Source organism: Bordetella sp. MIP270_01_BMS (assembly GCF_054958705.1).
This window is the reverse complement of record NZ_CM143297.1, coordinates 4,397,501-4,417,495: the sequence shown is the minus strand read 5'-3', so window position 1 is coordinate 4,417,495 and position 19,995 is coordinate 4,397,501. Positions and strand designations below refer to the sequence as shown.

Below are 19,995 nucleotides of genomic sequence, written 5' to 3'. Positions count from 1 at the left end.
TTTGAGTATAGTTATACGGCCCTGCTCTGCGGGGCCGTTTTTTTTCGCCGTTTTCCGCCCCTTCACGCGCTTCGCCACGCCATGATCCGACCTCTGACCCTGTTGCGTACCGCCGCGATCGCGGCCACGCTGGCCCTCCTGCCCACCGCGCAGGCCAAGAACGATGCCCCGCCCATACGCATCGGCGAGATCAACAGCTACAAGGCCATTCCCGCCTTCCTCGCGCCCTACAAGAAAGGCTGGGAACTGGCCCTCGAACAGGTCAATGAACAGGGCGGCGTACTGGGCCGCCCCTTGCAGGTGATCTGGCGCGACGACAACGGCAACCCGGGCGATTCGGTGCGCGCCGCGCAAGAGCTCGTCAGCCGCGAAAAAGTCGACCTGCTGTTCGGCGGATTCCTGTCGCATACCGGCCTGGCGCTCGCCGACTTCGCCAAACAGCGCAAGGTGTTCTTCCTGGCCGCCGAGCCGCTGACCGACAAAATCACCTGGCAGGATGGCAACCGTTACACGTACCGCCTGCGGCCCTCTACCTGGATGCACGTGGCGGCGCTGGCGCCCAAGGCGCTGGCGCTGCGCAAGCAACGCTGGGCGCTGGTGTACCCCAACTACGAATATGGCCAGTCTGCCATCGCCACATTCAAGGCCATGATGACCTCGTTCCAGCCCGACATCGAGTTCGTGGCCGAGCAGGCGGTGCCCCTGGGCAAGATTGATGCCGGAGCCGTCGTGCAAGCCCTGGCCGATGCCAGGCCTGACGCCATCTTCAACGTGCTGTTCGCCGCTGACCTGACCCGCTTCGTACGCGAAGGCAATACGCGCGGCCTGTTCGAAGATCGTGCCGTGGTTTCGGTACTGACCGGCGAGCCCGAGTATCTCGAGCCGCTGGGCGCCGACACCCCCACCGGATGGATCGTCACCGGCTACCCCTGGTATGCCATCGACACGCCCGAGCACCAGGCTTTCGCCCAGGCTTATCGCGAGCGATTCAACGAAACTCCCAAGGTGGGTTCAGTCGTCGGCTACGCCTCTCTGATGTCGTTGGCGGCGGGCATCAAGCGTGCGGGCAGCACCGACACCGAGAAGCTCGTCGAGGCCTTCTCGGGCCTGCAGGTCGAATCGCCGTTCGGGCCCATCACCTATCGCCCGCTGGACCACCAGTCCACCATGGGCGTGTACGTGGGCGTCACCGGCCTGCAAGACGGTCAGGGGGTCATGAAAGACTTCTCTTATCTCGACGGCAGCCGCCTGCAGCCGCCCGACGAGTACGTCCGGCAACTGCGCCCCGCACCCTGATGAACCTGACCGGGCTGCTGCTGCAGCTGCTCAACGGCCTGGCCGACGCCAGCGCACTGTTCCTGGTGGCCGCGGGGTTATCGCTCATCTTCGGCGTGACCCGCATCGTCAATTTTGCCCACGGGTCGTTCTACATGCTTGGCGTGTACCTGGCATGGACGCTGACTACCTGGCTGGGCAGCACCGCGCTGGGCTATTGGCTGGCGCTGCCCCTGGCGGCGCTCGCCGTGGCGCTCCTGGGCGCTCTGGTTGAAATTCTGGCGCTGCGGCGCATTTATCACGCGCCCGAACTGTTCCAGCTGCTGGCCACGTTCGCGCTGGTGCTGATCATCGGCGATGCCGCGCTGGCTTTGTGGGGACCCACCGACCTGTTCGCCGCGCGCGCTCCCGGGCTGGCCGGCGCCGTCGAGATCCTGGGCCGGCGTTTTCCCCAGTACGATCTGCTGCTCATTGGCCTGGGGCCAGTCGTGCTCGGCCTGCTGTGGCTGCTGCTGATGCGCACGCGATGGGGCAGGCTATTGCGCGCGGCGGCTGAAAACCGCAGCATGCTGGCGGCGCTGGGCGTGAACCAGGCGTGGCTGTTTACCTCTGCCTTTGCACTGGGAGCCTTCCTGGCGGGTCTGGGCGGCGCCATGGCGGCCCCGCGCACCCCCGCCACGCTGGGCCTGGATCTCGAAATCATTGCCAGCGCTTTCGTGGTGGTGGTGGTCGGCGGCCTGGGCTCCATCCCCGGCGCGTTTCTGGCCGCTTTGCTGATCTGCCTGGCCAAAGCCCTGTTCGTCTTCGCGGGCCAGACGCAGATTGGCCCCTGGACATTCAACCTGTCCAAGCTGACTCTCGTGGCCGAGTTCGCCATCATGGCCGTGGTGCTGGTGCTGCGCCCCTGGGGCTTGATGGGTAAGCCGCCCGAGCCTGCCGGGGCGGCTGCAACCGCGAGCCGGCCGCTCGCCCCCATTTCGCGCCGCGGGCGCCTGGCCTATGCCGCGCTGCTGCTGGCGCTGATGGCGCTGCCGCTGGCCGATGCCGCCTGGCCCTATCTCACTGTGCTGTTCACCGAGATTCTCATCGCCGCGCTGTTTGCCGCCAGCCTGCATTTCCTGATCGGCCCGGCCGGCATGACATCGTTCGGCCATGCCGCATGGTTCGGCCTGGGTGCGTATGGCGCGGCGCTGCTGCTGAAACTGGCAGCTGTGCCCATGGAAGTCGCGCTGCTCGCCGGCCCCCTGGCGGCGGGTCTGGGCGCACTGTTGTTCGGTTGGTTCTGCGTGCGTCTGTCGGGCGTGTATCTCGCCATGCTCACCCTCGCATGCGCGCAGATCCTGTGGGCCCTGGCCTACCAGTGGGAAGCCGTGGGCGGCAGCAACGGCTTGATAGGCCTTTGGCCGTCCGACTGGCTGGCATCCGGCCCCGCCTATTACTACGCCAGCCTGGTGCTGTGCGTGGCCGCAATCGCCTGGCTGCGCCGACTGATCTTTTCGCCGCTGGGCTATGCCCTGCGTGGCGCGCGCGATTCGGTCCTGCGTGCGCAAGCCATCGGCATCGACGTGCAGCGGGTGCAGTGGGCAGGCTTTACGGCCGCCGCCCTGGCCGCGGGCCTCGCGGGCTCCCTGTATGCCTATTCCAAGGGCAGCATCGCCCCTGACGTACTCAGCGTCAGCAGGTCGGTCGACGGCCTGGTCATGGTCTTGCTGGGCGGCGTGCAGGCGCTGGTAGGCCCGCTCGCGGGCGCTTTCGCCTACACCTGGCTGCAGGACACCGCCGCCCGCCTTACCGAATACTGGCATGCGGTACTGGGAATGGCGGTGCTGGCACTGGTGCTGGCCCGTCCCGACGGCCTGGCCGGATTTATCCGACGGAGCCCTGCCTCATGAACGCGCCGCTGCTCCAAGTGCAAGACCTGCGCCAATCGTTCGGCGGCATCCGGGCGCTCGACAACGTATCTTTCTCGCTGTCCGCGGGTCGGATGCTGGCGCTCATCGGGCCCAATGGAGCAGGCAAGTCCACCTGCTTCAACGCGCTCAGCGGACAGATGCGGCCGGACGCGGGTTCGGTGCTTCTGGACGGCCATGAACTGGTGGGGCTGCGGCCGCAGCAGATCTGGCGTCGCGGCGTGGGCCGCACCTTCCAGACGGCCGCGACGTTTCGTTCGATGAGCGTCCAGGAAAACGTACAGACTGCGCTGCTGGCGCGCGACCGCAGGCTTTACAACGGCTGGCGGCGTGCCGACCGGTATGGCGCGGATGAAGCCCTCGCCCTGCTCGAGCAGGTCGGCATGGCCAGCCAGGCACGCCGGCAATGCGGCGAACTTGCCTATGGCGACGTCAAGCGCGTCGAACTCGCCATGGCCTTGGCCCACGCGCCGCGCCTGCTGCTCATGGACGAGCCCACCGCCGGCATGGCCACGAGCGAGCGGCACGCCCTGATGCAGCTCACCCGCGACCTGGCCGATACCCGCCGCATCGCCGTGCTGTTCACCGAACACAGCCTGGACGTGGTGTTTCAGCATGCCGATCGCATCGTCGTACTGGTGCGCGGCCAGGTGCTCGCCGAAGACACGCCCGCCGCCATCGCTGCCGATGCCCGCGTGCGCGCGGCCTATCTGGGGTCCGAACCGCTGGACGCTGTCCGGTAAGCCAAGGCCGGACGGGCGGCCAGGGCCATTCACTAATTGACCCGGGGCTCGGCGCCCGCCTGCGGGCGATTGCAAACCTGGGACGACGGGGCGGCGCCGCGATCTTCGCCAACGTCCGACTCGCAAGTACGGGCCGATGCCTGGCCGGCATATCCCAAGGGGCCGCACTCCTGGAAAATCCGTGCGCTGCATCCGGCGCAGATGGCAGGATCCAGCCGCATGTAGATGTCGGCGATCGCCGTGCGCTTGTCCGGAAACACATGATCTTCGCCGAGTCGATCGATAAACCCCAGCTGCCGCCACATCTGCATCACCGCCGGCCGAGGCCGGTGAAAATACAGATCGCCGCCGGCGGCGCGGCGCTTGCGCAATTCGTCTTCCCAAACCAGGGCGCCCGCATGATCGATGAAGTTCATGCTCTTGGCCATGACCAGCAGGTGGCGTTGAGGCGCGGGCGCAGACCGCAAGGCCTGCAGCCGGTCGGCGACGTGGGCCACCGCGCCGAAGTACACCGATCCTTCCATGCGCAGCAACTTCAGCTGAGGGCATTCCGGCAAGGCGTCCGGCAGGCCGTCGAGCACCGCGAAATGACGATCCGGATCACGCGCGTCGAAACCCATGTCGCGCATGGCGGGATGCGAAGTGCGGTGCAGATACACCATCAGCGACAACAGAGTGCCCAGCAGGATGGCCATTTCCATGCGTATGGTGACGGTAGCCACCAACGTCGCCAGGGCGATCAGGCTCTCGCTGCGCTGTACCCGCGCAACGTGACGCCAGCGCGGCAGGTCCAGCAGATTCCAGGCAACCAGGATCAAAAGCCCCGCAATCGCGGCGTGGGGAATGCGCGCCAGCAGCTGGGCACTGGCCGTGACCAGCACGATCAGCAGAACGGCGGCAAACACAGCTGCCATCGGCGTGCGCGCACCCGCTTCATAGTTCGGAATAGAGCGATTCAGCGAACCGCATGACAGGTACGACGAGAAAAAACCGCCCACGATGTTCGACAGCCCTTGGCCGATGAACTCGCGGTTGGCGTCGATGGTCTGGCCCGAACGCATTGCCACCGCCTTCGCGATGGAGATGGACTGCGCCAGCGCCACGATGGACAGCGCGAAAGCAAGCCCGAGCAAGTCGGGGAGCTTGCCCCAATCGATGTCCGGAATATGAAAAGGCGGCCATGGCTGCGCCAGCGTTCCCAGTACCGAGATAGGTCTTCCGTCCGGCTCGTACACCCAGGCGTTCAGGCCGGCCGCTACCGCCGTGCCCACCGCCAGCCCGATCAGCATGTGAGGCTTGCGAGGGCTCCAGCGGCGCACCCCAAGCGATGCCGCAATGGTCGAAAGCGCCACCAGCAGCGCTCCCCAATGCATGTCGGGCAGCCCGCGGGCCAGTCCCAGCAGCACCGCCCCGGCGCCATGCGCCTCGATCGAGCCCAGGCCCAGCGCATCTTTCAGCGCGTGCACGCAGATCAGAAGGGCCGCGCCGCTCGTGAATCCGAACAGGGCAGACGGGGAAATGAAGTTGGCCAGTGAGCCCAGCCGCAGCGTGCCGACCAGCCACTGCATGATGCCCACCAGGATCGTGACGGCCAGCGCCAGCTGTATATACGACTGGCTGCCCGCAATCGCCAGCGGCGCCAGCACCGCATACAGGGCCAGAGAATTGGCGTTCGTGGGGCCGGACACCACATGGCGGCTCGATCCGAACAGGGCCGCCACCACACATGGCACGATGGCCGAATAAAGACCGTACTCGGGCGGCAGGCCGGCCAGCGTGGCGAACGCGACGCCTTGAGGCAGGACCAGCAAGGCGCCCAGCAGGCCGGCCAGCGCGTCCGCCCGCAACGTGCCGCGGTCGACTTCGTGCACCCATGTCCCGAATATCCTGCTTGCCAGCTTGTTCACGCGCTGCTTCACCCTGTTGTCATCGACGCCGGCCAAGAGCCGGACTCCCCGCCTGGCGGGCGTCTAGCGTAAACGCTTACACAGGCGCACGCAACGGCGCGCGCATCACGCCGCGCCGCCGCCGCGTCGCGCCCGCATGGCCTGGCCGATCTCGGCCAGCGCGCGATCGTCGATGAGTCGGGCCGCCATCGGCAGCAGCTCATCATTCTCACGCTTGATATGCGCCTCGTAGCGCGCGCAGAATTCCTCCACGCGCTCCGGTTCGAGTGCGGCCGCCAGGCCGCTGCTGCAAGCCTGCAGGGCGCCGCGCAGCCCCTGCCAGGCGCGTTCGAGCTGGCGATGCTCTGCCACAAGGCCCTCGACCAGGGCGTGCAGGCAGCAGGCGTCCGACCCGGCCATGGATTCGATCAGCGCCGGAAACAGATCTTCTTCTTCGTCGCAATGATGATGCTGGGCCGCCGTGTCGAAATACCGCAGCACGCTCGCGGCGGCGGTCTGCGCGGCCGCGTCCGGCCCGTGCGTCGCCACATGCACGGACAGCCGGCGCAGCGTCGCACACTGTCGTTCCATGCGCTCATGACACGCCGCCAGCAATTCCAGCGGCGCTTCCGGCCCGGCTGCCGGCGACGAAAAGCCTGGAATATCCACGGCCATGATCTCTTCCTTTTGAACGATGGCGCGCCCGCCTGCAAGTCGCCGCGCGCGCAGGCATCACCTGCATCCAGCCGATATCACGCTGCTGCTGCGTGGCCTCGGCCTCGTCCAAGCATACTGCCAGGGCCCGCAAACGCGCACTTTCAACGGCGTGCAGCGAGCGAAGCGGCATCGACAGCTGGCGCTCCGAAGCCGTGAAAACGCCTTTTTTTGTCGGGAAAACAACAGGTTTTGCAAAGACTCAGTGATGAAATACTCGCGCAAATACGAAGTTCCGCTATCATCGGGCGCGAGGTGCCAAGTGCCGATCTTCGGTGCCGCGCTATCTCGTGTCCTCAAACATACGGATTTCGACCATGGCTACCAAAGCAAAAGCTCCCGCCAAGAAAGTCAGCAAGACCGCCGTCAAGGCACCGGCCAAGAAGGCAACCGCCGCCAAGCCCGCTACCAAGGCCGCCGCAAAGCCTGCCGTGAAGAAGACGGCCGCCGCTCCCCGCGCCATCAAGCAAGCTCTCAACAAGTCGCAACTCATCGCCCACCTGGTTGAACAAACCGGCGTCGAAGCCAAATCGGTCAAGGCCGTGCTGGCCGGCCTCGAAGGCGCCGTGCTGGGTTCGGTCGACAAGAAGGGCGCTGGCGAATTCGCGCTGCCGGGCCTGTTCAAGGTTACCGTGCAGAAAGTGCCTGCCAAGGCCAAGCGCTTCGGCAAAGACCCGTTCACCGGCGAAGAGCGTTGGTTCCCGGCCAAGCCCGCTTCGGTCAAGGTCAAGGTTCGTCCGCTGAAGAAACTGAAAGACGCCGCCCAATAAGCGCCTGTCCGCACAGTCTCATCGGCAAGGCCCGTCTCCCCAGAGGCGGGCCTTGCCGTTTCAGGGGCTCTCCGCCGGCGCGGCGTCCCGTGCCTTGCCGATCCCCGGCCCTGACTCCCGGTCGCGCCGCTTCCCCTGCCCTGCCATATCCTCGCAGCTGCATCCCACCATTCTCTGATGTCCCGCCAGTCCCCCCGCCACGATTCCGCCCCTCCCACTCTGACGATGCCCGTCATTCTGCTGATGTCGGCAGCCACGGGCCTGGTCGTGGCCAGCAACTACTACATGCAGCCACTGCTGCACACCATAGGGCAGCAATTCGGCATATCCGAAACGGCGGCGGGCGGCATCGTCACCACGGCGCAACTGTCATACGCCGCCGGCCTGCTGTTGCTGGTACCCCTGGGCGACATGATCGAGCGGCGCGCCCTGATCGTCATCATGACCGCACTTGGCGCGGCGGGCCTGTTGCTGTCGGCCTGCGCGACCAGCCTGACCATGCTGCTTGCCGGCACGGCCATCACCGGATTTCTTTCGGTCGTGGCGCAAGTGCTGGTGCCCTTTGCAGCAACCCTTGCCGCACCAGACCAGCGCGGCAAGGCAGTAGGCACCATCATGAGCGGCCTGCTGCTGGGCATACTGCTGGCACGCACCTTCGCCGGCATGCTGGCCACGCTGGGCAGCTGGCGCACCGTGTACTGGGTCGCGGCCGTGCTGGTGCTGGCCATGGCGGGCGCGCTGTGGCGCGTGCTGCCCCGCCATAAAACGCCCAACACGCTCAACTATGCGGGGCTGCTGTGGTCGATTTTCGACTTGTATGCGCGCGAGCCACTGTTGCGCGCACGCTCGCTGCTGGGTGCCCTGATCTTCGCGGCGTTCAGCATGCTGTGGACGCCGCTGACCTTCCTGCTCGCCACGCCGCCCTACTCGTATGGCGATGCCACCATCGGCCTGTTCGGGCTGGCAGGCGCCGCCGGCGCCGTGGCTGCAAACCGTTACGGTGGCCTCAGCGACCGCGGCCAGGGCAATCTCGCCACCCGGGTCGGCCTGGCGCTTCTCCTGGGGTCATGGGGCCTGCTGGCTGCGGGCCAGCATTCGCTGGCCGCGCTGCTGTGCGGCATCGTGGTGCTGGACATGGCCATCCAGGGTGTGCATGTCACCAATCAGAGCACGCTCTACCGGCTGCGCCCCGACGCCCGCAGCCGGCTGACGGCAGGGTACATGACGTGCTACTTCCTCGGCGGCGCGGCCGGCTCCCTGGCGTCGGCCGCCCTCTATGCGCGAGCCGGCTGGCCCGGCGTGGCGGCCGGCGGCGCCCTGGTGAGCACGGTCGCCCTGGGCTACGCCCTGCTGGCGCCCGGATCGCGCGTGCCGGAAATCCCCCCGCCGCCTACCCAGGGCTAGGTACTTCTATAATGAATGGTTTGACCGTCGCCGCGCCCGCTGCGCGACGGCCCTTCCTCTTTTTTTGAAGCGCGCACAGGTCCATGCAGGAACGCTACAGCCCCACCGCCGTCGAAGCGGCCGCCCAACAAGACTGGCAGGCCCGCGACGTCTATCGTGTCACCGAGCACGCCCGCAACGCCGACGGCACCCCGAAGCCCAAATTCTATGCCTGCTCGATGCTGCCGTATCCCAGCGGCAAGCTGCACATGGGGCATGTGCGCAACTACACCATCAACGACATGATGGCCCGGCAGTTGCGCATGCGCGGCTACAACGTCCTCATGCCCATGGGCTGGGATGCCTTCGGCATGCCGGCCGAAAACGCTGCCATCAAGTCCAAGGTGCCGCCCGCCAAATGGACCTACGACAACATCGCCTACATGAAGAAGCAGATGAAGGCGATGGGTCTGGCCATCGACTGGTCGCGCGAAATGTGCGCATGCGACCCGCAATATTACAAATGGAACCAGTGGCTGTTCCTCAAGATGCTCGAAAAAGGCATCGCATACCGCAAGACGCAAGTGGTCAACTGGGATCCAGTCGACCAGACCGTGCTGGCAAATGAACAGGTCATCGACGGACGCGGGTGGCGCTCGGGCGCTCCGGTCGAAAAGCGCGAAATTCCCGGCTACTACCTGCGCATTACCGACTACGCCGACGAGCTGCTCGACCAGGTCCAGTCCGGCCTGCCGGGCTGGCCCGAACGCGTGCGCATCATGCAGGAAAACTGGATCGGCAAGTCCGAGGGCGTGAGGTTTGCCTTTCCGCACACCATCGCGGGCAGCGATGGCAAGCTCATCCAGGATGGCAAACTGTACGTGTTCACCACGCGCGCCGACACCATTATGGGCGTCACGTTCTGCGCCGTCGCCCCCGAGCACCCGCTTGCCGCGCATGCCGCCCAATCCAATGCCGCGCTCGCCGAATTCATTGAACAATGCAAGGTCGGCGGCACGACCGAGGCCGAAATCGCCACCCGCGAGAAAGCCGGCATGCCTACGGGTCTCAAGGTCACGCACCCGCTCACCGGCGAGCCTGTCGACGTCTGGGTCGGCAACTACGTGCTCATGAGCTACGGCGACGGCGCGGTCATGGGCGTGCCGGCCCACGACGAGCGCGATTTCGCCTTCGCCAAGAAGTACCAGCTCGAGATCCGCCAGGTCGTGGCGGTCGAAGGCAAAGCCTATTCCGACGACGCCTGGCAAGAATGGTACGGCGACAAGCAGAACGGCCGCACCGTCAATTCAGGAAAGTACGACGGCCTGTCCTACAGCGACGCTGTAGATGCCATTGCCGCCGACCTCGCCGCGCAGGGCCTGGGTGAAAAGCAAACCACCTGGCGCCTGCGCGACTGGGGCATCTCACGCCAGCGCTATTGGGGCACCCCCATCCCCATCATCCACTGCGCCGACTGCGGCCCCGTACCCGTTCCCGAGCAGGATCTGCCCGTCGTACTGCCCGACGACCTCATTCCCGATGGCAGCGGCAATCCGCTGGCCAAGAACGAGGCATTCCTGTCGTGTTCATGCCCCAGCTGCGGCAAGCCCGCGCGCCGCGAAACCGACACCATGGACACCTTCGTCGATTCGTCGTGGTATTTCATGCGCTATACCTCGCCGGGCAATGACCAGGCCATGGTCGATGCCCGCAACGATTACTGGATGCCCATGGACCAGTACATCGGCGGCATCGAGCATGCAGTGCTGCACCTGCTCTACGCCCGCTTCTGGACGCGCGTCATGCGCGACCTGGGCATGCTGAAGTTCGACGAGCCGTTTACCAAGCTGCTCTGCCAGGGCATGGTGCTCAATCACATCTATTCGCGCAAGAATGCCATGGGCGGCATCGAATACTTCTGGCCCGAAGAAGTCGAAAACATCTACGACGCCAAGGGCGCCATCACGGGCGCCCGCCTGAAGGCCGACGGCTCCGACGTTGAGTACGGCGGCGTGGGCACCATGTCCAAGTCCAAGAACAACGGTGTCGATCCGCAGGCGCTCATCGACACCCTGGGCGCCGACACCGCGCGCCTGTTCGTCATGTTCGCCAGCCCGCCCGAGCAGACCCTCGAATGGTCCGATTCCGGCGTCGACGGCGCCAACCGGTTCCTGCGCCGGCTCTGGTCGTACTGCTATGCGCAACGCGAGGCCGTCGCACGCGCCCAGGGCACCACGGCAGACTGGTCGCAGGCCCCCGCGCCGGTCAAAGACCTGCGCCGCGAAATCCACGGGCTGCTCAAGCAAGCCGATTACGACTACCAGCGCATCCAGTACAACACCGTGGTGTCCGGGTGCATGAAAATGCTCAACGCCATGGACAGCGCCGAGCTGCCTGAAGGTGCGCCGGCCGACGCTGCGCGCGCCGAAACCCTGGGCATTCTGCTTCGCGTGTTGTATCCCGTGGTACCGCATCTCACGTGGATGCTGTGGCGCGAGCTGGGGTACGCGCAAGCCATGGGCGACCTGCTCGACGCTCCCTGGCCCCAGGTCGACCCGGCCGCGCTGGTCGCCGACGAACTCGAACTCGTGCTTCAGGTCAACGGAAAGCTCCGCGGCTCCATCCGGGTGGCCGCCCAGGCATCCAAGGCCGAAATCGAGCAGATCGCCGCGGCCCAGGAAGAAGTCGCCCGTTTCCTCGAAGGCCGGCCGCCCAAGCGCGTCATCGTCGTGCCGGGCAAGCTGGTCAACGTCGTAGGTTGAAGAGGCCACACATGCAAACTGCCCCGCACGCTCCGCAACGCTCTCCTTCCCGCTGGCTGCTGCGCGCCGCCAGCCTGGCGGTCGTCATGCTGCTCGCGGCGTGCGGGTTCGCACTGCGTGGCGTGACGCCACTGCCGTTCGACACAATGTACGTCGGTGTTCATGACAACACCCGTTTCGGCGCCGACATACGGCGAGCCTTGCGTGCGGCCTCGCCCAACACTACCCTGGTCGATGACACGGCCCAGGCACAGGCCATTCTGCAGGTGATCCGCAACGAACGCACGCTGCGCGAAGTGTCGCTCAACGCCCAGGGGCGGGTCGAAGAATACGAGCTCGGCATCATCTTCACCTTCAGGCTCATCACCAACAAGGGTGTCGCGCTGCTGCCCGACACAACCTTGTCGGTGTATCGCGAAATGCCCTACGACGATCAGGTCGTTCAGGCCAAGCAGAGCCAGATGGAAAGCCTGTACCTGTCCATGCAGCAGTCCCTGGTCGGCCGGCTGCTGCGGCGCCTGACCGCGCCCGACGTGCGCGTCGCCGCCGCAGCTGCCGCGGACGGACAGGGCGACGCCGACTTTCCCGTCTACGATCCCAACGCCGCGCCTGCCGACGCCGAACCCGAAACTTGGCAGACGCCAGGCGCACCTGGCACGGGCGTCCGGTAAGCCATGGCGCAGGCGCTCGATGCCGACCGGCTGGCCGACCACCTGCAGCGTGCGGGCCAGCGGTTGGCGCCGCTGTACACCGTCTCGGGCGATGAACCCCTGCTCGTCACCGAGGCCATCGATGCACTGCGAGCCGCCGCGCGCGCGGCCGGGTACACCGACCGCACCACCATGGTCATGGATGCACGCAGCGACTGGAGCGCCGTCGCCGCCGCCACGCAGAGCGTCTCGCTGTTCGGCGACCGCCGGATACTTGAAATCAAGCTGCCCACCGGCAAGCCCGGCAAGACGGGCGGCGATACGCTGACCCGGCTGGCCGAGCAGGCCGCCTCTCAGCCCGACCCCGACACGCTGCTGCTGGTGGCGCTCCCGCGCCTAGACAAAGCCACCCGCGATTCCAAATGGGTCCAGGCGCTCGCCCAGAGCGGCGTCATGGTCGACCTGCCCACCATCGAACGCACGCGGCTGCCGGCATGGATAGGTGCCCGGCTGGCACGGCAGAACCAGCGCGCCGACAACGCCACGCTGCAATGGATGGCCGACAAGGTCGAAGGCAATTTGCTGGCGGCCCACCAGGAAATCCAGAAACTGTCGCTGCAGTATCCGGAAGGGCAGTTGGCCGCCGAAGATGTCGAACGCGCCGTCCTCAATGTGGCCAGGTACGACGTCTTCGGGTTGCGCGACGCCATGCTGGCGGGCGACGCCCCACGCACGGTGCGCATGATTTCCGGGCTGCGCGCTGAAGGCGAAGCCCTGCCGCTGGTATTGTGGGCAGTAGGCGACGAAATCCGCCTGTTGGCACGCGTGGCGCAAGCGCGCGCCGCCGGCCAGGACGCCGGGGCGCTGATGCGCAGGCTGCGCATTTTCGGGGCGCACGAGCGGCTGGCGACGCAGGCCCTGGGTCGTGTGCCTGCGCGCGCCTGGCCCGCTGCCGTGCAGCACGCGCATGAAGTCGATCGGCTCATCAAGGGCTTGAGCGTGCCAGGAAGGCTGTCCGACCCCTGGGAAGAAATGACGCGCCTAGCGCTGCGTGTCGCGGCCGCCGGCCGGCCCTGACGCCTGCCCCGACACGCTAAACTCAAACTCTCCGCCGGCGCGATGCGCCGCACCGACACCATGCACAATAACCAGATGCCTGATTCCGACATCGACACCGCCATGCTCGCCCTGGGCGAGAACGCCCGCCGCGCCTCGCGTGCCATGATGCGCGCCAGCGGCGCCGCAAAGAACCAGGCGCTGCACGCCATGGCAGACTGCCTGCTGGACAGCCGCGTCGAGCTCAAGGCCGCCAATGCCCAGGACGTCGACGCGGCCCGCGCGGCGGGGCTCGAACCTGCGTTGCTCGACCGCCTCACACTTGCCGACAAGACGCTCGATCTCATGGCCGAAGGGCTGCGCCAGGTTGCCGCCTTGCCCGACCCCGTAGGCACCACCACCGCCAGCGCGGTGCGCCCCAATGGTATGCGCGTCGCGCAGATGCGCGTGCCTCTGGGCGTGATCGGCATCATCTATGAATCGCGTCCCAACGTCACCATAGACGCAGCGGCGCTGTGCCTGAAGTCAGGCAATGCCACCATACTGCGCGGCGGCAGCGAAGCGGTGCATTCGAACGTAGCGCTGGGTCGCGTCGTGCAGGCTGGCCTGCAGGCCGCCGCCCTGCCCGCCGAAGCCGTGCAGGTGGTCAGCACCATTGACCGCGCAGCCGTGGGCAAGCTCATTACCATGACCGAGCACATCGACGTGATCGTACCGCGCGGTGGCAAGGGCCTGATCGCCCGCCTCGCCCGCGAAGCCCGCGTGCCGCTCATCAAGCATCTCGACGGCAACTGCCATGTCTACATCGACGCGGCGGCCGACCCCGACAAAGCCCTGACCATCGCGCTCAATGCCAAGACATACCGTTACGGCATATGCGGCGCCATGGAAACCCTGCTGGTCGATGCCGGCGCCGCCGTATCCATTCTGCCCCGGCTCGCGGCCGCGTTCAGCACGCACGGCGTCGAGTTGCGGGGCTGCCCGCGCACGCAGCAGATCGTACCCGGCGCCAAGCCGGCCACCGACGAAGACTGGGCCACCGAATACCTGGCTCCCATCCTGGCGGTGCGCGTCGTCGACTCGCTGGACCAGGCCATCGAACACATTGCGCGCTGGGGCTCGGGTCACACCGATTCCATCGTCACCGAAGATCTGTCCGCCGCCCAGCGCTTCCAGCGCGAAGTCGATTCCAGTTCGGTATACGTCAACCTGCCCACCTGCTTCGCCGACGGCTTCGAATACGGTCTGGGTGCCGAGATCGGCATTTCCACCAACCGCCTGCACGCGCGAGGCCCGGTCGGCCTGGAAGGTCTCACCACCTTGAAGTGGGTGCTCAATGGCGACGGCCAGACCCGCGGCTGACCCCAAGCGCGCCCAGTCACTACTCCATACTCCCAGAATTTCATGCCCACGCAAGTTCTCGCCTACGCCTTCAGTCTCGTCACTCTGTGTTTTCTGGTCTGCTCCATCTGCGCGCTGCTGGTGTTTTTTGTCCGCGTCGACCACATCAACCAGACGATGCAACATCCCCTGCTGAAACATGGGCCATTCCGCCGGTTCCCGCTGGTGATCAAGACGGCCATCCTGCAGGACTACTTCTTCCGGCTGGCATTTCCGGGTTTCAACTTCGGCCTGTTCGCCCGGGCCAACGCCCTGCTCAGCCATGTCGAGCCAAAGCGCGTGCCATTCAGCGTGAAGGCGCCCATCGTGGGTTTCTGGGCTTCGTGCTGGGTAGGGCTGGCAGCCATGATCGCGGTCTGGATCATGCTGTTCATGTACAGCTGATTTCCCAGCCAGCCCAGTTGCAGACGCATGAGTCCAGGCCTGGATCGATACTGTCCGTGCGGTAGCGGCGTGTACTACGCTCGCTGCTGCGGTCAATGGCATAGCGGGCCGCTGCGCCTGCAGGCGCCCACTCCCGTCGCACTGATGCGATCGCGATACAGCGCCTTCGTGTTCGACGAACTGCAGTATCTGCGCGACACCTGGCACCCGGACACGCGGCCGGCCGAGCTATCGCCCAACGAACCTGGCCTCAAGTGGCTGGGGTTGCAGGTCAAGCAACACGCGCAGCAAGACGCCACCCATGCAACCGTGGAATTCGTCGCACGCTTCCGACAGGAAGGGCGCGTGCACAGCTTGCACGAGAAAAGCCGCTTTGTCCGCCAGGACGGCATCTGGCTCTACCTCGACGGCGAACAACACTGAAGTGCCACGCCCGGAAGGCGCAGGCCCTCGCGCCTTACCCGGGCTTCCGCGCTGCGGCAGGGCTACGCTTCCTGCGCTAGGGTACGCTTCCTGAACCCGATCAGCGTGCGCCCGGTACGCCTGCATCAGATTGAGCCTGCATGCTTTCTTCCCCTTGTGTTACACCAATGACGGGCTTCGTCGCGCTCATCGTCGCTGCACCAGTTCAGGATACTGATCCGCCATCTGTCTCCATGACCGCATGTCCTCCACGACGCGCCGGCCCAGCTCTGCCGGCGTGCTGGCCTGTATCATCAAGCCCTCATCCGCCAGACGCGCCAAAGCAGGATCCCCCAATGCGACCCGGGTCGCCGCGGCCAGGCGTTCGATCCGGTCTGGCGGTGTGCCCTTCGGCGCAAACACGCCATTCCAGGTCACCAGTTCCAGATCCGGAACGCCGGCCTCTGCAAAGGTACGTACGTCAGGCAGCGCGGGGTTGCGTGCCTTGGACACCATCGCAATGGGCTTGAGCGCACCTGTGCGGATGAACGGCAGCAGTACCGGAGGTTGGCCCATCACCAGATGGGTGCGGCCACCTATCGTGTCAGTGGCGGCCGGCGCGCCGCCCTTGCACGGGACATGCAGCAAGTCGATGTCCGCCTGCGTCGAAAGCAGACTGACGTAGAGTTGGAGTTGCGGGGACGCGATGCTGATGCCATTAGGATTGGCACGAGCGGCTTCGATCAGCCCCTCCGGCGTCGAGAACTTCAGCTCATTGTTGCCGGCAATCATCTGCGGCGACGTCAACACCAGGCTGACGGGTTCGAGCGATTCCGCCGGATCGATGGCGGGGAATGGACCGAAGGTAACCGTCTGGGTCATCTGGCCCGTGCTGTAGAGCAAGGTGTAGCCGTCCGGTTCCGCTTCGGCCACCAGGCGGTTTCCGATGTTGGTGGACGCGCCGGCCTTATTCTCGACGACGACCGACTGTCCCAGCGCTCGCCCAAGCAAATCCGCGTACTGGCGCGCACCCAGATCCGTCGTGCCACCCACTGCGTAGGGCACGATCAGGCGAATCGGCCGCCACGGGAAATCCGCTGCCGCGCCCAGCGCATGCGCACGGTTCAGCATGCGATCGTGTCGAGGCAGCGGCCTGGCGCCGTGTTTGGACGCATCCGCTACGCCGGCTGCTGCGCGGTACGCGTTCGTATGGGTGGGACGGTTGGTTTGGCGGGCGTTGACTGGCGCGCCAAAGACAAAACCCCAGCACGTATGGGTGCTGGGGTTTTGCGGGATAAGAGCCTGACGATGACCTACTTTCACAGACGAATGTCCACTATCATCGGCGCGAAGGCGTTTCACTGTCCTGTTCGGGATGGGAAGGAGTGGGACCACCTTGCTATGGTCGTCAAGCGTAAACGGTTGGGCGGGCAGACGGTGGGTCTGCGCACCCCAATTTGGAAGAAGCACATCGAGCTGTCAGGGGGGCAGCCCTGAGCAGCGATTGTGAAGGTTATTTCTTTGAACGGCACTTGTCGCTACGCGCTCATACCAGGTCTACAAAACCTGCAGAGTTATAGGATCAAGCCGCACGGGCAATTAGTATCGGTTAGCTCAACGCATTACTGCGCTTCCACACCCGACCTATCAACGTTCTGGTCTCGAACGACCCTTCAGGGGGATCAAGTCCCCGGGATACCTAATCTTCAGACGAGTTTCCCGCTTAGATGCCTTCAGCGGTTATCTCTTCCGTACTTAGCTACCCGGCAATGCCATTGGCATGACAACCGGTACACCAGAGGTACGTCCACTCCGGTCCTCTCGTACTAGGAGCAGGCTCCGTCAAGTATCCAACGCCCACGGCAGATAGGGACCAAACTGTCTCACGACGTTTTAAACCCAGCTCACGTACCTCTTTAAATGGCGAACAGCCATACCCTTGGGACCGGCTACAGCCCCAGGATGAGATGAGCCGACATCGAGGTGCCAAACACCGCCGTCGATATGAACTCTTGGGCGGTATCAGCCTGTTATCCCCAGAGTACCTTTTATCCGTTGAGCGATGGCCCTTCCATTCAGAACCACCGGATCACTATGTCCTGCTTTCGCACCTGTTCGACTTGTCAGTCTCACAGTCAAGCACGCTTATGCCATTGCACTATCAGCACGATTTCCGACCGTACCTAGCGTACCTTCGAACTCCTCCGTTACGCTTTGGGAGGAGACCGCCCCAGTCAAACTGCCTACCATGCACTGTCCCCGATCCGGATAACGGACCAAGGTTAGAACCGCAAACAAACCAGGGTGGTATTTCAAGGTCGGCTCCACCGAATCTGGCGACTCGGTTTCTGCGCCTCCCACCTATCCTACACAGGCCGGTTCACAGTCCAATGCAAAGCTACAGTAAAGGTTCATGGGGTCTTTCCGTCTAGCCGCGGGTAGATTGCATCATCACAAACACTTCAACTTCGCTGAGTCTCAGGAGGAGACAGTGTGGCCATCGTTACGCCATTCGTGCAGGTCGGAACTTACCCGACAAGGAATTTCGCTACCTTAGGACCGTTATAGTTACGGCCGCCGTTTACCGGGGCTTCGATCAAGAGCTTGCACCCCATCACTTAACCTTCCGGCACCGGGCAGGCGTCACACCCTATACGTCGACTTTCGTCTTGGCAGAGTGCTGTGTTTTTAATAAACAGTCGCAGCCACCGATTCTCTGCGGCCCCTTCAAGCTCCGCGCGCAAGCGCTTCACCCTAATGGGGCATACCTTCTCCCGAAGTTACGGTATCAATTTGCCGAGTTCCTTCTCCTGAGTTCTCTCAAGCGCCTTGGAATATTCATCCCGTCCACCTGTGTCGGTTTGCGGTACGGTCTCGTACAGCTGAAGCTTAGAGGCTTTTCTTGGAACCACTTCCAATCACTTCGGTCCACATGGGACCTCGTGCCACACCCTTGAATTACGCGCCCGGATTTGCCTAAAGCGCCTTCTCCAATGCAGCAACAGGGACTTCCAACACCCTGATGACCTTCCGCGATCCGTCCCCCCATCGCACTGTACGACGGTGCGGGAATATTAACCCGCTTCCCATCAGCTACGCATCTCTGCCTCGCCTTAGGGGCCGACTCACCCTGCGCCGATGAACGTTGCGCAGGAAACCTTGGACTTACGGCGAGGGGGCTTTTCACCCCCTTTATCGCTACTCATGTCAGCATTCGCACTTCTGATACCTCCAGCAGCCTTTACAAGCCACCTTCGCAGGCTTACAGAACGCTCTCCTACCGCGTGTACAAAGTACACACCCGCAGCTTCGGTTTATCGCTTGAGCCCCGTTACATCTTCCGCGCAGGACGACTCGATCAGTGAGCTATTACGCTTTCTTTAAAGGGTGGCTGCTTCTAAGCCAACCTCCTGACTGTCTATGCCTTCCCACTTCGTTTCCCACTTAGCGATAATTCGGGACCTTAGCTGGCGGTCTGGGTTGTTTCCCTCTTGAGTCCGGACGTTAGCACCCGGTGCTCTGTCTCCCAAGCTGGACTTGCGGGTATTCGGAGTTTGCCATGGTTTGGTAAGTCGCCATGACCCCCTAGCCATAACAGTGCTCTACCCCCCGCAGTCATACTTGAGGCACTACCTAAATAGTTTTCGGAGAGAACCAGCTATTTCCAGATTTGTTTAGCCTTTCACCCCTATCCACAGCTCATCCCCTAGTTTTTCAACACTAGTGGGTTCGGTCCTCCAGCACGTGTTACCGTGCCTTCAACCTGGCCATGGGTAGATCATCTGGTTTCGGGTCTACACCCAGCGACTAAAATCGCCCTATTCGGACTCGCTTTCGCTGCGCCTTCCCTATTCGGTTAAGCTCGCCACTGAATGTAAGTCGCTGACCCATTATACAAAAGGTACGCCGTCACCCCATAAAGAGGCTCCGACTGTTTGTATGCATACGGTTTCAGGATCTATTTCACTCCCCTTCCGGGGTTCTTTTCGCCTTTCCCTCACGGTACTGGTTCACTATCGGTCGATCACGAGTATTTAGCCTTGGAGGATGGTCCCCCCATCTTCAGACAGGATTTCACGTGTCCCGCCCTACTTCTCTTACGCCTAGTTCCACAAACCAGATTTCGTCTACAGGGCTATCACCTGCTACGGCCGGACTTTCCATTCCGTTCGACTACCTGATCTGCTAAATCGTAAAGGCTCTTCCGATTTCGCTCGCCACTACTTTCGGAATCTCGGTTGATGTCTTTTCCTCGAGTTACTGAGATGTTTCAGTTCACCCGGTTCGCCTCCACTGGCCTATGTATTCAGCCAGGGATACTGCATCGCTGCAGTGGGTTTCCCCATTCGGACATCTGCGGATCAAAGCTTGTTTGCCAGCTCCCCGCAGCTTTTCGCAGGCTACCACGTCCTTCTTCGCCTGTGATCGCCAAGGCATCCACCATATGCACTTAGTCGCTTGATCCTATAACACTGAAGTCTTATAGGACGCTGATATGTTTCGCGTTTGTGCCGTTCATAAGTTTCAAAGCCATCTCGCCAATCAAGCACGAGATCTTGAGAACTTGGAACAAATCTATGCAATCACAACCCGTGCTCATCTTCACCGGCAATCAAGCCAGCTACTGCATGAACACACTTTCGTTGTGCTTCTTCCTAA

General features: G+C 63.9%; 14 protein-coding genes and 2 rRNA genes. 11 read left to right on the top strand and 5 right to left on the bottom strand.

The genetic code is table 11. The features are described 5' to 3' along the window. The first annotated feature begins 81 nt into the window (after window positions 1-81). Genes ACV17W_RS20710 through ACV17W_RS20700 form a run of 3 tightly spaced genes read left to right on the top strand, consistent with a single transcriptional unit; the run spans window position 82 to window position 3,928 of the window. Window positions 82-1,296 carry an ABC transporter substrate-binding protein gene (locus ACV17W_RS20710; RefSeq protein WP_462594244.1) on the top strand — a complete coding sequence of 405 codons (1,215 nt, stop codon included), beginning with the start codon at window positions 82-84 and terminating at the stop codon, window positions 1,294-1,296. Further along, window positions 1,296-3,167: an ABC transporter permease gene (locus ACV17W_RS20705; protein WP_462594243.1), complete on the top strand. Its 1,872-nt coding sequence runs from the start codon at window positions 1,296-1,298 to the stop codon at window positions 3,165-3,167. The genes ACV17W_RS20710 and ACV17W_RS20705 overlap by 1 nt, the downstream gene beginning before the upstream one ends. Then, window positions 3,164-3,928, top strand: coding sequence for an ABC transporter ATP-binding protein (locus ACV17W_RS20700; RefSeq protein WP_462594242.1), 765 nt, complete (start codon window positions 3,164-3,166; stop codon window positions 3,926-3,928). The genes ACV17W_RS20705 and ACV17W_RS20700 overlap by 4 nt, the downstream gene beginning before the upstream one ends. A 32-nt stretch (window positions 3,929-3,960) precedes the next feature. Here the strand turns inward: ACV17W_RS20700 and ACV17W_RS20695 are convergent, their stop codons facing one another. After that, window positions 3,961-5,871, bottom strand: coding sequence for a SulP family inorganic anion transporter (locus tag ACV17W_RS20695; protein ID WP_462594241.1), 1,911 nt, complete (start codon window positions 5,869-5,871; stop codon window positions 3,961-3,963). Window positions 5,872-5,940: 69 nt separating this feature from the next. Beyond that, window positions 5,941-6,489 (bottom strand): hemerythrin domain-containing protein, encoded by a 549-nt coding sequence (locus tag ACV17W_RS20690; RefSeq protein ID WP_462594240.1) that lies wholly within the window; start codon window positions 6,487-6,489, stop codon window positions 5,941-5,943. Between the two features lie 356 nt (window positions 6,490-6,845). Between ACV17W_RS20690 and ACV17W_RS20685 the strand changes: the two genes are divergently transcribed. The 8 genes from ACV17W_RS20685 (at window position 6,846) to ACV17W_RS20650 (ending at window position 15,357) form a co-directional block, all read left to right on the top strand. Then, window positions 6,846-7,298 (top strand): HU family DNA-binding protein, encoded by a 453-nt coding sequence (locus ACV17W_RS20685; RefSeq protein WP_462594239.1) that lies wholly within the window; start codon window positions 6,846-6,848, stop codon window positions 7,296-7,298. A gap of 177 nt (window positions 7,299-7,475) precedes the next feature. Further along, the gene (locus ACV17W_RS20680) at window positions 7,476-8,702 is read left to right on the top strand and encodes an MFS transporter (RefSeq protein WP_462594238.1); all 1,227 of its coding nucleotides are present in this window, start codon (window positions 7,476-7,478) and stop codon (window positions 8,700-8,702) included. An 83-nt stretch (window positions 8,703-8,785) separates the two neighbouring features. Then, on the top strand, window positions 8,786-11,443 hold the full coding sequence (gene leuS, locus ACV17W_RS20675; RefSeq protein ID WP_462594237.1) for a leucine--tRNA ligase: 2,658 nt from the start codon (window positions 8,786-8,788) through the stop codon (window positions 11,441-11,443). Window positions 11,444-11,454: 11 nt separating this feature from the next. Beyond that, complete coding sequence (locus tag ACV17W_RS20670) at window positions 11,455-12,114, top strand: LPS-assembly lipoprotein LptE (protein ID WP_462594236.1); 660 nt, start codon at window positions 11,455-11,457, stop codon at window positions 12,112-12,114. Window positions 12,115-12,117: 3 nt separating this feature from the next. Then, window positions 12,118-13,170, top strand: a complete 1,053-nt coding sequence (holA, locus tag ACV17W_RS20665) for a DNA polymerase III subunit delta (protein WP_462594235.1) — start codon at window positions 12,118-12,120, stop codon at window positions 13,168-13,170. Between the two features lie 75 nt (window positions 13,171-13,245). After that, window positions 13,246-14,511 carry a glutamate-5-semialdehyde dehydrogenase gene (locus tag ACV17W_RS20660; RefSeq protein ID WP_462594234.1) on the top strand — a complete coding sequence of 422 codons (1,266 nt, stop codon included), beginning with the start codon at window positions 13,246-13,248 and terminating at the stop codon, window positions 14,509-14,511. A 42-nt stretch (window positions 14,512-14,553) separates the two neighbouring features. Beyond that, on the top strand, window positions 14,554-14,934 hold the full coding sequence (locus ACV17W_RS20655) for a hypothetical protein (RefSeq protein ID WP_462594233.1): 381 nt from the start codon (window positions 14,554-14,556) through the stop codon (window positions 14,932-14,934). Between the two features lie 27 nt (window positions 14,935-14,961). Then, window positions 14,962-15,357, top strand: coding sequence for a YchJ family protein (locus tag ACV17W_RS20650; RefSeq protein WP_462594232.1), 396 nt, complete (start codon window positions 14,962-14,964; stop codon window positions 15,355-15,357). Window positions 15,358-15,543: 186 nt separating this feature from the next. On the opposite strand, the gene ACV17W_RS20645 is transcribed toward ACV17W_RS20650, so the two are convergent. The 3 genes from ACV17W_RS20645 to ACV17W_RS20635 form a co-directional block, all read right to left on the bottom strand. Then, on the bottom strand, window positions 15,544-16,467 hold the full coding sequence (locus ACV17W_RS20645) for a Bug family tripartite tricarboxylate transporter substrate binding protein (protein WP_462594231.1): 924 nt from the start codon (window positions 16,465-16,467) through the stop codon (window positions 15,544-15,546). 169 nt (window positions 16,468-16,636) lie between these two features. Beyond that, window positions 16,637-16,749 (bottom strand): 5S ribosomal RNA (rrf, locus tag ACV17W_RS20640). A gap of 165 nt (window positions 16,750-16,914) precedes the next feature. Beyond that, window positions 16,915-19,800: ribosomal RNA gene (locus ACV17W_RS20635) — 23S ribosomal RNA — on the bottom strand. Between the last annotated feature and the right edge of the window lie 195 nt (window positions 19,801-19,995).